Annotated in this window: 13 protein-coding genes and 1 pseudogene; 3 read left to right on the top strand and 11 right to left on the bottom strand. The window is 67.1% G+C overall.

Going from position 1 to position 11,791, the window contains the following annotated elements:
* Together AC04L7_RS04485 and surE are read right to left on the bottom strand one after the other, a co-directional pair.
* Positions 1-216 (bottom strand): annotated as a pseudogene (locus AC04L7_RS04485) (protein-L-isoaspartate(D-aspartate) O-methyltransferase); the annotation flags it as partial.
* Entirely contained in the window at positions 213-992 is a 780-nt protein-coding gene (surE, locus tag AC04L7_RS04490; protein WP_296280753.1) for a 5'/3'-nucleotidase SurE, read from the bottom strand. The gene surE and the pseudogene AC04L7_RS04485, both read right to left, overlap by 4 nt.
* Positions 993-1,081: 89 nt before the next feature.
* Here surE and AC04L7_RS04495 point away from each other — a divergent pair, with 89 nt between their 5' ends.
* The gene (locus AC04L7_RS04495) at positions 1,082-1,627 is read left to right on the top strand and encodes a Smr/MutS family protein (RefSeq protein WP_475512586.1); all 546 of its coding nucleotides are present in this window, start codon (positions 1,082-1,084) and stop codon (positions 1,625-1,627) included.
* Between the two features lie 17 nt (positions 1,628-1,644).
* On the opposite strand, the gene AC04L7_RS04500 is transcribed toward AC04L7_RS04495, so the two are convergent.
* From AC04L7_RS04500 to AC04L7_RS04540, 9 genes are all read right to left on the bottom strand, one after another.
* Positions 1,645-1,878, bottom strand: a complete 234-nt coding sequence (locus AC04L7_RS04500) for a hypothetical protein (RefSeq protein WP_435997485.1) — start codon at positions 1,876-1,878, stop codon at positions 1,645-1,647.
* 133 nt (positions 1,879-2,011) lie between these two features.
* Complete coding sequence (gene truD / locus AC04L7_RS04505; RefSeq protein ID WP_435997483.1) at positions 2,012-3,049, bottom strand: tRNA pseudouridine(13) synthase TruD; 1,038 nt, start codon at positions 3,047-3,049, stop codon at positions 2,012-2,014.
* On the bottom strand, positions 3,046-3,537 hold the full coding sequence (ispF, locus tag AC04L7_RS04510; RefSeq protein ID WP_299341342.1) for a 2-C-methyl-D-erythritol 2,4-cyclodiphosphate synthase: 492 nt from the start codon (positions 3,535-3,537) through the stop codon (positions 3,046-3,048). The genes truD and ispF overlap by 4 nt, the downstream gene beginning before the upstream one ends.
* 18 nt (positions 3,538-3,555) lie before the next feature.
* The gene (gene ispD / locus AC04L7_RS04515; protein WP_475512587.1) at positions 3,556-4,251 is read right to left on the bottom strand and encodes a 2-C-methyl-D-erythritol 4-phosphate cytidylyltransferase; all 696 of its coding nucleotides are present in this window, start codon (positions 4,249-4,251) and stop codon (positions 3,556-3,558) included.
* Entirely contained in the window at positions 4,251-4,598 is a 348-nt protein-coding gene (ftsB, locus tag AC04L7_RS04520) for a cell division protein FtsB (RefSeq protein WP_475512588.1), read from the bottom strand. The genes ispD and ftsB overlap by 1 nt, the downstream gene beginning before the upstream one ends.
* A 3-nt stretch (positions 4,599-4,601) precedes the next feature.
* Entirely contained in the window at positions 4,602-5,885 is a 1,284-nt protein-coding gene (gene eno, locus AC04L7_RS04525) for a phosphopyruvate hydratase (protein ID WP_435997478.1), read from the bottom strand.
* A 536-nt stretch (positions 5,886-6,421) separates the two neighbouring features.
* Positions 6,422-7,255 carry a 3-deoxy-8-phosphooctulonate synthase gene (kdsA, locus tag AC04L7_RS04530; protein ID WP_475512589.1) on the bottom strand — a complete coding sequence of 278 codons (834 nt, stop codon included), beginning with the start codon at positions 7,253-7,255 and terminating at the stop codon, positions 6,422-6,424.
* 49 nt (positions 7,256-7,304) lie between these two features.
* Positions 7,305-8,966: a CTP synthase gene (locus AC04L7_RS04535; protein ID WP_475512590.1), complete on the bottom strand. Its 1,662-nt coding sequence runs from the start codon at positions 8,964-8,966 to the stop codon at positions 7,305-7,307.
* A gap of 141 nt (positions 8,967-9,107) precedes the next feature.
* Positions 9,108-9,362, bottom strand: a complete 255-nt coding sequence (locus AC04L7_RS04540; RefSeq protein WP_435997474.1) for a hypothetical protein — start codon at positions 9,360-9,362, stop codon at positions 9,108-9,110.
* A gap of 180 nt (positions 9,363-9,542) precedes the next feature.
* Between AC04L7_RS04540 and AC04L7_RS04545 the strand changes: the two genes are divergently transcribed.
* Positions 9,543-10,238 carry a hypothetical protein gene (locus tag AC04L7_RS04545; protein WP_435997472.1) on the top strand — a complete coding sequence of 232 codons (696 nt, stop codon included), beginning with the start codon at positions 9,543-9,545 and terminating at the stop codon, positions 10,236-10,238.
* Between the two features lie 14 nt (positions 10,239-10,252).
* On the top strand, positions 10,253-11,791 hold a 1,539-nt coding region (gene parE, locus AC04L7_RS04550; RefSeq protein ID WP_475512591.1), incomplete at its 3' end, for a DNA topoisomerase IV subunit B.

The raw sequence follows: 11,791 nt of genomic DNA on the forward strand, positions 1-11,791 counted from the left end.
CTGGCTGTGGCCGATCGGCAGCGCCGTGTCCTCGTAAGCGCGCGTGGCGAGCGCTTCATCGACGAACAGGTGGCGCGGCAACGTGCGGATGGCATTCAGCACGCGCTCGTCGGCGATGCCCGACTCGCGCAGCCGCTCGACCAGGCGGTCGCGCACGCGCTGCGAGGTCATGCCCATGCCCACCGCTTCCGGCTGCAGCCGCAGTCGCGGCGTCATGCCGTCCCCTCGAGCGAGGCCGTCAATCCCCCCACCCAGCCCGCGACTTTCTCGAGCGCCTGGTAGCGGGTCAGGTCGACGTGGATCGGCGTGATGGAGATATGGCCCGTACGCACCGCGTGGAAGTCCGTGCCCGGGCCCGCATCCTGCTCGCGGCCGGCGGGGCCTATCCAGTAGACGGTGTGGCCGCGCGGATCCGGCTGCGGCACGCAGGGCTCGGAACGGTGGCGGTTGCCGAGGCGCGTGACTTCGAAGCCCCGCACCTCCGACCATGCGAGATCCGGCACGTTGACGTTGAGGATGGTGTCTGCCGGCAGCGGATCCGACTTCAAACGCGCGACGATCTCCACGGCGGCACGCGCGGCGGTCTCGTAATGCCTGGCGTCGTGGTTCTTGGTGGCCAGCGACATGGCCACTGCGGGCAGGCCCAGGAAGCGCCCTTCCATCGCCGCCGAGACCGTGCCGGAGTAGATGACGTCGTCGCCCAGGTTGGCGGTGTTGTTGATGCCCGATACCACGATGTCGGGCTCGAACTCGAGCATGCCCGTCAGCGCTAGGTGCACGCAGTCGGTCGGCGTGCCGGCGATGCTGCAGGTGTAGTGATCGATGCGCTTGAGCCGGATCGGCAGGTCGAGCGTCAGCGAGTTGCTGGCACCGGAGCGATCGCGGTCGGGCGCGACCACATACACTTCGTGGCCTGCGCTACGCAGGCCCTCTGCCAGGATTCGGATGCCGGGGGCGTCGACGCCGTCGTCGTTGCTGACCAGTACGCGCATGGGGTTCCTCGGGGACGGCCCCATGATACCGGAACAACGCCGAGGCTTCCCGCGCTTGCGTCACGTGGCGATGCCGCTACGCTGGCGGCATGTCCCGCTCCTCGCCCCCCGACGATGACGACGCCGCGCTGTTCCGCGAGGCGATCGGCGACGTGCGACGCCTGGACGCCGCCACGCCACCGCCGCGCAAGGCGCCGCCGAAACCGCGTGCACGCATGGCCGAGCAGGATGATGTCGACGCGCTGAGCGAGTTCCAGCGCGGGCTGGAATCCCTCGACCTCCACGCGGCCGGCGATGTGCTGAGCCATCGGCGCGAGGCCTTGTCGCCGCGCGCCTTCCAGCGACTGAAGCGGGGCCAGTTCTCCGTCCAGGATGAACTCGACTTGCACGGCGCCACGGCGTTGCAGGCGGAAGGCCTGTTGAGGCAATWCCTGCTGGAGGCCCACCAGCACGACTACGGATGTGTCCGCATCATCCATGGCAAGGGCACGCGATCCGAGGTCGGGGCACCCGTGATCAAGAATGCGGTCGACAGGATGCTGCGCCATCGCGCGGATGTCCTCGCGTTCCACTCGGCACCACCGGCGCAGGGCGGCACCGGCGCCGTGCTGGTACTCCTGGCCCGGCGCCGCTAGCTCGGCCTGCCTATCCGCTAGCGCGCGGAGGCGACGGAGGCCGACACTCGCTTCTTGGGTGGGTTGACCCACTTCACCTCGGTACCGCGCTGTTTGGCGATGGCATTGACATAGCCCACGTAGACCGCATCCACGTCGGATCGCGGCTGCATCAATGCCTTGTCGGCGATGCTCGCGGTACGGGTGCTCGCGCAACCGGAAAGCAGCACGGCGAGGAAAAGGGCGCTGGAAAAGCGATCGAGGCGACTCATGGCGACCTCCAAGTAGCAGGACGTTGCTGCGACCGACATCTCGGCGGCGAGGCATCATCCACCGCCGTCGCTAACGCTTATACGCCCGCCATTCCACGCTGCCAGTGCTTGTGCCCGATTTCCGACGAACGGCTCAGGCCGGTCCGGACGCGTCCGCGGCGTCCCCCAACTCGTGCAGCACGGCGGTGGCATAGCTCCCGGGCGGCAGAGCGAAATGAACCTTGAGCGTCGACGCATCCAGCCACTCCCAAGCCAGCCCGTCGGGTCGCAGGCGCAGGGCCCGACGCTCCTGGCGGAGGCCCTCCTGCTCGAGCCCCGTTTTCAGCGCGCGCGCATCCTCGCCCTGCAGCGCCGCGTCCTCGCAGGCATGGGCGGCAGCCTGCGCGCGCGATGCCCCCGCGCCCCACAACGGCCCTGTCGGATGGATATCGAAGTCGGCCAGGCGCTGCGCGAGCATCTCGCTCCAGGGCTCGGGCCCGAAGACGCTGCGGCTTCCGGCCAGCATCCACACTTCGCCTTCGAGGCCGCGATTCCAGCTGCCGTCGGCAAGCCGGGCCGAGAGCACGCGGTTGAACAGCTCCGAACGTGCGGCGGACAGGAGAATGGACCGTTGCTCGCGCCGCACCCGGCGCCCACCGAACATCGCCAGTGCCGCCGCCACGTTGCCGCCATCGCGTCCGAAGCGCTGTTCACCGAACCAGTTGGGCAGGCCATGCGCGGCGATCTCGGCAAGACGTGCATCGATCGCTTGCCGATTCCCTTCCACCTGACGCAGCACCAGCGCGAACCGGTTGCCGGCCAACGCCCCGCGCGGCAGCTTGCGCGAATGCCATGACGCATCGATGACCTTGAGATCGTCCGATGCCAGCCCGCCCAGGTCCGGTGCCACCTTGCGTGGCAGGTGCACGCTGAAGCGCTGCCGCGTCACCGCATGGCGGTCCTTGAGGCCGGCGTAGCCGACGCCCATGTCGGCGATCGCCGCCCACGCCGCGATGCGCTTGGCGGCGAAYGCGGTATTCATGCCGCGCTTCTCGACCGTCAGCAGCAGGTGTTCGCCTTCGCCCGAGGGCTCGAAACCCAGAAGCTCCTCGACGAAGAAATCCTCCGGTGCCGTGCGGATACGCGCCGACAGCACCGACGCGCCGAACGCGCGCGGCAATGCCCCGCTCATGCGCGCACCAGCAGCACCACCGCCTGCGCCGCGATGCCTTCGCCGCGCCCGGTGAAGCCCAGCTTCTCCGTCGTGGTCGCCTTGATGCTGACCGCATCCGCGTCGATCCCGAGATCCGTGGCCACGCAAGCCCGCATCGCATCGGCATGGGGACCGACCTTGGGACGCTCGCAGATGACGGTGACGTCGGCATTGCCGACGCGCCAGCCGCGTTCACGCAGCAAGGCATCACAGTGGCGCAGGAACGCACGGCTGTCCGCGCCCTTCCAGCGATCATCCGAAGGCGGGAAATGCCGGCCGATGTCGCCGAGCGCCAACGCGCCGAGCATGGCATCGCACACGGCATGCAGCACCACGTCGCCGTCGCTGTGCGCCAGCACGCCGCGGTCGTGCGGCACGCGCACACCACCCAGCATGAGGTGGTCGCCGTCGCCGAAGGCGTGCACATCGAAGCCCTGGCCGATGCGGATGTTCAAGGAATCGGGCATGTCGTTTCCGTCAGGAGGTCAGCGGTGACGCTGCGCCAGTTCGTAGGCGAACCGGGCCAGGTCCGCCGGCGTGGTGATCTTGAAGTTGCTCTCGGAGCCTTCCACCAGCAGCGGGCGCAAGCCCTGGCGCTCCATCGCCATCGCCTCGTCGGTGACCTCGACGCCATCGGTCGTGGCGGACTCGAGCGCGCGGGTCAGCTGCAGGCGACGGAAAAGTTGCGGCGTGAACGCACGCCACAGGCGCTCTCGGGGTTCGGTGGCGTCGATCCCGCCGTCGTCGCCGGCCCGTTTCAACGTGTCCCGCACCGGTGCGGCGAGGATCGCACCGACCGGATCATTGCGACCACGTTCCAGCAGTTGCGTCAGGTCGGCCAGGGAGACGTTCGGGCGCGCCGCATCGTGCACCAGTACGAAATCATCCGGGCGCACGTCGTCAGGCAGTGCGTGCAGGCCGGCCAGCACGGACGCCGCACGGCTGGCGCCACCGACGCAGGCGAGCACCGGCTTGCCCGCGAATTCCGTCCAGCGCGGCCAGTCCGCGTCGTTCTCCGACACCGGCACCACGGCGCCCTCCACCGCATCGTGCRCGAACAGGGCCGCGAGCGTGTGCGCGATCAGGGGCGCACCCTCCACCGGGAGATACTGCTTGGGGAGTTCGCCGCCGAAGCGGGTGCCGCGTCCTGCGGCGGGCACGACGGCCCAGAGACGGGCCATCAGGGAAGCGGGTCCGCGGTGGCGGCGTTGCCGGCCRCATCGCCTTCCGCGGCCGGCGCCGGCGCAGCGGGTTCGACCACGCGGTAGAACTTCTCGCCCGGCTTGATCATGCCCAGTTCGCTGCGTGCACGCTCCTCCACCGCCGATTCGCCCGATTTGAGGTCCTCGACTTCGGCGGCCAACGCATCGTTGCGCTCCTGCAGGCCGGCATTCTCGCGCTTCTGCGACTCGACCTGCTGCTCCAGCGCGACGACCTGCCCTGAACTTCCCACACCGAACCAGAACTTGTACTGCAGCCATCCCAGCAGCAGCACGAGGACCAGCAGGAGCCAGGGCGCCTTGCGCATGGATTACTTCTTCAGCGACACGAAGGCGTTGCGGCCGGCGTAGCGCGCCTTGCTGCCCAGCGCCTCTTCGATGCGCAGCAGCTGGTTGTACTTGGCCACGCGGTCGCTGCGGCACAGCGAGCCGGTCTTGATCTGCGTGGCCGTCGTGGCTACCGCGATGTCGGCGATGGTGGTGTCTTCGGTTTCGCCCGAGCGATGCGACACGACGGCGGCGTAGTTCGCGTGGTGCGCCATCGCGATGGCCTCCAGGGTCTCGGTCAGCGTGCCGATCTGGTTGACCTTGATCAGGATCGCGTTGGCCGTGCCGGACTCGATGCCTTCCTTGAAGATCCTCGGATTGGTCACGAACAGGTCGTCGCCGACSAGCTGSACCTTCTTGCCGATCCGGTCGGTCAGCAGCTTCCAGCCCGCCCAGTCGTCCTCGGCCAGGCCGTCTTCGATGGTGATGATGGGGTACTGCGCGGCCCAGTCGGCCAGGAAGTCGACGAACTGCTCGCTGGTCAGGCGCTTGTTCTCGCCCACCAGATGGTACTTGCCGTTGTCGAAGAACTCGCTGGACGCCACGTCCAGGCCCAGCAGCACGTCTTCGCCGGCGGTGTAGCCGGCCTTGCCGATGGCTTCCAGGATGGTGTCCAGCGCTTCTACGTTGCTGCGGAAATCGGGGGCGAAGCCGCCCTCGTCGCCGACCGCCGTGCTCAGGCCGTGGCCCTTCAGCACCGACTTCAGCGAGTGGAAGATCTCGGTGCCCGCCCGCAGCGATTCGGCGAACGAATCGAATCCGACCGGCAACACCATGAATTCCTGGAAGTCCACGTTGTTGTCGGCGTGCGCGCCGCCGTTGATGATGTTCATCATCGGCACGGGCAAGGTCACCTCGCCATTGGACAGGTGCTGCCACAGCGGGACCTTCTTAGACGCGGCCACCGCATGGGCGTTCGCCATCGACACGCCGAGCAATGCGTTGGCGCCCAGACGACCCTTGTTCTCGGTACCGTCCAGGTCGATCAGGCGACGGTCCAGACCCTCCTGGTCGGTGGCGTCGAACCCGTGCAGCGCATTCGCGATGGGGCCGTTGACGTTCTCCACCGCCTTGCGCACGCCCTTGCCCAGGTAGCGGGTCTTGTCGCCGTCGCGCAGTTCCACGGCTTCCTTGGTGCCGGTCGAGGCGCCAGACGGCACCATCGCGCGACCGAAGGAACCGTCTTCCAGCGTGACCTCGGCTTCGAGGGTGGGATTGCCGCGGGAATCGAGGATTTCGCGGGCGTGGATCTTGGCGATGGTGGTCATGGTGTCGATCGGGGGTCCGTGGAGGTGAGTTGTCGTACGAACGTCAAGGTAGCTTGGGTATGGGCGAGGTCGTGCTGGGAAAATCGCACCGAAAACGGATGAACGTCGCGCAGACCTTGTGGCTGACCTGCGCGACCGTAAGAAGGGACAAAGATTAACGCTGTTTTCCCTTCGATATCGGGCGAAGTTACCCAGGGTCCACATGAAGGCGGAGGCGGCGGGGGCGGAATCGGCATGTCGGGGACCGCACGCCACACCACGCCACCCGACAACGTCCCGCGCATTGGTGGGTGGCCCTTCAGGACCTCGACCACTTCGAAGTCGGCGGTCGCAAGGAGCAAGGGACTGCGTGCTTCCTGCGCGCGCTCAGCGTAGTTGTCGAGCCTTGCGACGAAGACCTCATGGCTTTCGCTGAATGCCTTAGCCAAGTCTTGCCGCGGGTCGCCCGAACCCATCTGACAGGCGCCCGCCCGTGGCACCGCCGCCGTTACGGCCACCAGCACAACCAGCATCCCGCCAGTCGCTCGATTCATGGCTTAGACCGTCGACTCCAGGAACCCGTTCTTCTTGGTGATCGAATCCAGCGCCAGCAGCGTTTCCAGCAGCGCTTCCATCTTGTCCAGCGGCCACGCGTTAGGACCATCGGACAGGGCCTTGGCCGGATCCGGGTGGGTTTCGGCGAACAGGCCGGCCACACCGACCGCGACTGCGGCGCGTGCCAGCACCGGCACGAATTCGCGCTGGCCGCCCGAGCTGCTGCCCTGCCCTCCCGGCAACTGCACCGAATGCGTCGCATCGAATACCACCGGGCAACCGGTATCGCGCATCACGCTCAACGAACGCATGTCGCTGACCAGGTTGTTGTAACCGAAGGACGCGCCCCGCTCGCAGACCATGATGTCCTGGTTGCCGGTGGACTTGGCCTTGTCGACCACGGGCTTCATGTCCCATGGCGACAGGAACTGGCCCTTCTTGATGTTGACCGGCTTGCCCGCCGAACAGACTTTCTTGATGAAGTCGGTCTGGCGCACGAGGAAGGCCGGTGTCTGCAGCACGTCGACGACGGCCGCGACTTCGTCCATCGGGGTGTATTCGTGCACGTCGGTGAGTACCGGCACCCCGACCTGCTTCTTCACTGCGTCCAGCACCTTCAGGCCCTCTTCCATGCCCGGGCCGCGRAAGCTGGTGCCSGAGGWGCGGTTGGCCTTGTCGAAGCTGSWCTTGAAGATGAAGTTCATCCCCAGCTTGCCGGTGATTTCCTTCAGGCGGCCAGCGACGTCGATCTGCAGCTGCATCGACTCGATCACGCACGGGCCGGCGATCAGGAACAGGGGCTGGTCGAGCCCGACATCGAATCCACAGAGTTTCATTCACCACTCCTTCGTTGCAGGCGCCGCGGGCGGCGCCGGTGCAGGACAGTTACGCGCGCGCTTCCTTCAACAGCTTGCCGCCCRCCTTCTTTTCGCGGGCGGCGCGGATGAAGCCGACGAACAGCGGATGGCCGTCGCGCGGCGTGGACAGGAACTCAGGGTGCGCCTGGCAGGCCAGGAACCACGGATGCACGGCGCGAGGCAACTCCACCATCTCCACCAGCAGGTCGTCCATCGACTTGGCGGCGATCACCAGGCCGGCGTCCTCCAACTGGGTGCGATAGCGGTTGTTGAACTCGTAACGATGGCGATGGCGCTCGGCCACCACGTCCTTGCCGTACAGGTCTCGCGCCAGCGTGCCGGGCTTCAGGCGCTGCTCCTGCAGGCCCAGGCGCATCGTGCCGCCCAGGTCGGAGCGCTCATCGCGCTTCTCGACATCGCCGGTCGCCGTTCGCCACTCGGTGATCAGGCCGATCACGGGATGCGGCGACTGTTTGTCGTTCTCCGTGCTGTTGGCGTTTTCCAGTCCGGCCACATGGCGGGCGTAATCGACAACCGCCGCCTGCATGCCGTAGCAGATGCCGAAATACGGCAGCTTCTGCTCGCGGGCGAAGCGGGAGGTCAGCACCTTGCCTTCGAAGCCGCGATCGCCGAAGCCACCCGGCACCAGCACGCCGTCCACGCCCTGCAGCAGGGCCATGTCGGTGCCTTCCAGTTCCTGGGCTTCGATCCACTTCAGGTTGACGCGCGTGCGCTGGCGCAGGCCGCCATGCTTCAGGGCCTCGCCCACCGACTTGTACGCATCCTGGTGATCGACGTACTTGCCGACGACGGCGATCGTCACCTCATCCAGCGGATTGAGCGTGGCATCGACCGCGGCTTCCCACTCGGACAGGTCCGCAGCCTGCGCGTTCTCGATGCGGAACTGGCGCAGGACGATGTCGTCCAGGCCCTGCCGGTGCAGGCCCATCGGAATGCGGTAGAGCACGTCCACGTCCGGCACGCTGATGACGGCGCGCTCGGGCACGTTGGTGAACAGGGAGATCTTGCGGCGCTCGGAATCGGGGATCGGCTGCTCGGACCGGCACAGCAGCACGTCGGGCTGGATGCCGATCGAGCGCAGTTCCTTCACCGAGTGCTGCGTGGGTTTGGTCTTCAGCTCGCCCGCCGCCGCCACGTAGGGCACCAGTGTCAGGTGCATGAAGAGCGCCTTCTCGGGGCCGCGCTCGGTGCGGATCTGGCGAATGGCCTCGAGGAACGGCAGCGACTCGATGTCGCCTACCGTACCGCCGATCTCGACCAGCGCCACGTCGAAGCCCTCGGTGGCCTCATCGATGCAGCGGCGGATCTCGTCGGTGATGTGCGGGATCACCTGCACGGTGGCGCCCAGGTAGTCGCCGCGGCGCTCCTTGCGGATCACGTTTTCGTAGATCCGGCCGGTGGTGACCGAGTTCTTGCGACTCAGGCGGGTGCGCACGAAGCGCTCGTAGTGGCCCAAATCCAGGTCGGTCTCGGCACCGTCGTCGGTGACGTACACCTCACCGTGCTGGAACGGGCTCATGGTGCCCGGATCGACGTTGATGTAGGGGTCCAGCTTCATCATCGTGACCTTCAGGCCACGTGCTTCGAGAATGGACGCAAGCGAAGCGGCGGCGATGCCCTTGCCAAGCGAGGACACAACGCCGCCGGTAACGAAAATCAGGGGAGTCATGGGCGGGGCTCCGGAAAGCCATAGTCTACAGGCAACGCGTGTCGCCCGGAAGCGCGACGCCCCGCCGAAGCGGGGCGTCACGTACCTGCGTGCGAGCGCGAAACCCTTGCGGCACAAGGGCTCCGGCAAAGCGGACGTCGGTCAGGGCTTGCGCTCTTCCTCTTCGTCGCCAGTCTTCTTCTGCTGGCCCTCCGCGGCCTTGCGCTGCTTGGCGGCAGCTTCATTGGCGGCACGTCGGCGCGCCTTGGCTTCCGGATCGGAGGGGTCGGCGGTCTGGGTCTGGTCCTGCCTGGGCTTGTCGGCCTCGCTGGCAGTCCGGGATTGTGCAAGGGCCTGGACCGCGAACAACGCGCCGAGGGCGGCGGCAGACAGCAGCAACAGGTTGCGGGGCTTCATGGCAGTGCTCCTCGTGGATGGGGGAAATCTGGGGGCGCCGGTCGGCGTCTCCAAGGGGCATCCCTGTCCGCGCGCGCAGTGTCAGCGCGTGCGACTGAACATGGCAAAAATCCGGCCCAGGCGGCACACTGCCGCACCCTTCGATCCGACAGACGACGTCGCATGCGCTTCTCCTTACGAATGCTCGCCGCCGCCCTGGTGGCCGTGACCCTGCTGGTGCCGACCGCATGGGCGCAACGCGCGCCRTTGCCGCTGAAGGAGGTCCGGCTGGACCAGGTGGCGCAGGATACCCAGCGCACCCACATGGGCGATGACACCATGGAACTGGTCTGGGTCATCCCGCCGGTCTACTGGCATGTCTCGGCCGCCCAGCAGCAAAATCTGTCGGACGCCGACCGCAAGCAGTTCGTTGCACAGCTCGACGACTACCTGCTGGTGGCGATGGTGCGCGGCAAGGTGGGGATGGCAGGCATCGATGCCTTCGCCGACGGCGATGCGCTGTTCGCCGACATGCGCTTCGTCGATGCGGCGGGCACGGTTCACGCGCCCATGGCGTCGTCGAGCATCCCGGCACCGCTGAAGAACCTGCTTTCCATCCTGCGCCCCGTGATGGCCAACATGCTCGGGCCGATGGGCGACAACATGCACTTCGCCGTCCTCGATGCCCGCGATGCGAAGGGCAAGCCGCTGTTCGATCCGGCGGCCGACGGGCGGGTGCAGGTGCGCACGTCCCTCGACACCTACACGTTCCGGACGCCGCTGGGCAGCCTGCTGCCGCCGCGGCAGGACGCCACGACCGGCGAAAGCTTCCCCGGCGACTACCTCTTCAATCCCTACACCGGCGGCGCCCTGCAGGACGCCGCGCCGTCCCGCTGAGACCCCCACGCACCATGAGCAGCCGCTACAACGCCGCCGACATCGAAGTCCTTTCCGGCCTTGACCCCGTCAAGCGCCGGCCGGGCATGTACACCGACACCGCCCGTCCCAACCACCTGGCGCAGGAAGTCATCGACAACGCGGTGGACGAGGCGTTGGCCGGGCATGCCGGCAGCATCGAGGTCACGCTGTACAAGGACGGCAGCTGCGAGGTCAGCGACGATGGCCGCGGCATGCCGGTCGACATCCATCCCGAGGAGAAGATCCCGGGCGTGGAGCTGATCCTCACCCGCCTGCATGCGGGCGGCAAGTTCAGCAACAAGAACTACACCTTCTCCGGCGGCCTCCATGGCGTCGGCGTCAGCGTGGTCAATGCGCTCTCCACGCTGGTGGAGGTGCACATCAAGCGCGAAGGCAGCGAACACCGCATCACCTTCCGCAACGGCGACCGCGCCACGCCGCTGGAAGTGGTGGGCAGCGTCGGCAAGAAGAACACCGGCACCCGCGTGCGCTTCTGGGCCGACCCGAAATACTTCGATACGCCGAAGTTCAATGTGCGCGCGCTCAAGCACCTGCTGCGCGCCAAGGCCGTGCTGTGTCCCGGCCTGAACGTCACCCTCTTCGACGAAGCGACCGGTGAGCGCGACAGTTGGCACTACGAGGACGGCCTGCGCGATTACCTGCGCGGCGAGATGGCCGGCCGCGAACTGCTCCCGCCCGAGTTGTTCGTCGGCCAACTCAAGAAGGACAGCGAAATCGTCGATTGGGCCGTCGCCTGGGTGCCGGAAGGCGAGCTCGTGCAGGAAAGCTACGTCAACCTGATTCCCACCGCCCAGCACGGCACGCACGTCAACGGCCTGCGCAGCGGCCTGACCGACGCGCTGCGCGAATTCTGCGACTTCCGCAACCTGCTGCCGCGCGGCGTGAAGCTGGCGCCTGAGGACGTGTGGGACCGCGTGACGTTCGTGCTCTCGTTGAAGATGACCGACCCGCAGTTCAGCGGCCAGACCAAGGAACGCCTGTCCTCGCGCCAGGCTGCCGGTTTCATCGAGGGCGCGGCGCACGACGCCTTCAGCCTGTGGCTGAACCAGCACGTCGACCTGGGCGAGAAGATCGCGCAGATCGCCATCGAACGCGCCAGCGCACGACTGAAGACCGAAAAGCAGGTCGTCCGAAAGAAAGTCACCCAAGGCCCTGCCCTGCCCGGCAAGCTCGCCGACTGCATCAGCCAGGATCTCTCGCGCACGGAACTGTTCCTGGTGGAAGGCGACTCGGCCGGCGGCTCGGCCAAGCAGGCGCGAGACAAGGATTTCCAGGCGATCCTTCCGCTGCGCGGCAAGATCCTGAACACGTGGGAAGTCGCCAGCACCTCGGTGCTGGCCTCCGACGAAGTGCACAACCTGGCCATCGCCATCGGCTGCGATCCCGGCAAGGACGACATCAGCGGCCTGCGCTACGGCAAGGTGGTGATCCTGGCCGACGCGGATTCCGACGGCCTGCACATCGCCACCCTGATGACCGCCCTGTTCCTGCGCCATTTCCCGGCCTTGTTG

The organism is Pseudoxanthomonas sp. LjRoot204_2 (assembly GCF_056175765.1).

What these genes read in the sequence shown, in the direction of transcription:
- surE (WP_296280753.1), bottom strand. Translation starts at nt 992, where the DNA reads ATGCGCGTACTGGTCAGCAACGACGACGGCGTCGACGCCCCCGGCATC.
- ispF (WP_299341342.1), bottom strand. Translation starts at nt 3,537, where the DNA reads ATGCCCGATTCCTTGAACATCCGCATCGGCCAGGGCTTCGATGTGCAC.
- AC04L7_RS04540 (WP_435997474.1), bottom strand. Translation starts at nt 9,362, where the DNA reads ATGAAGCCCCGCAACCTGTTGCTGCTGTCTGCCGCCGCCCTCGGCGCG.
- AC04L7_RS04500 (WP_435997485.1), bottom strand. Translation starts at nt 1,878, where the DNA reads ATGAGTCGCCTCGATCGCTTTTCCAGCGCCCTTTTCCTCGCCGTGCTG.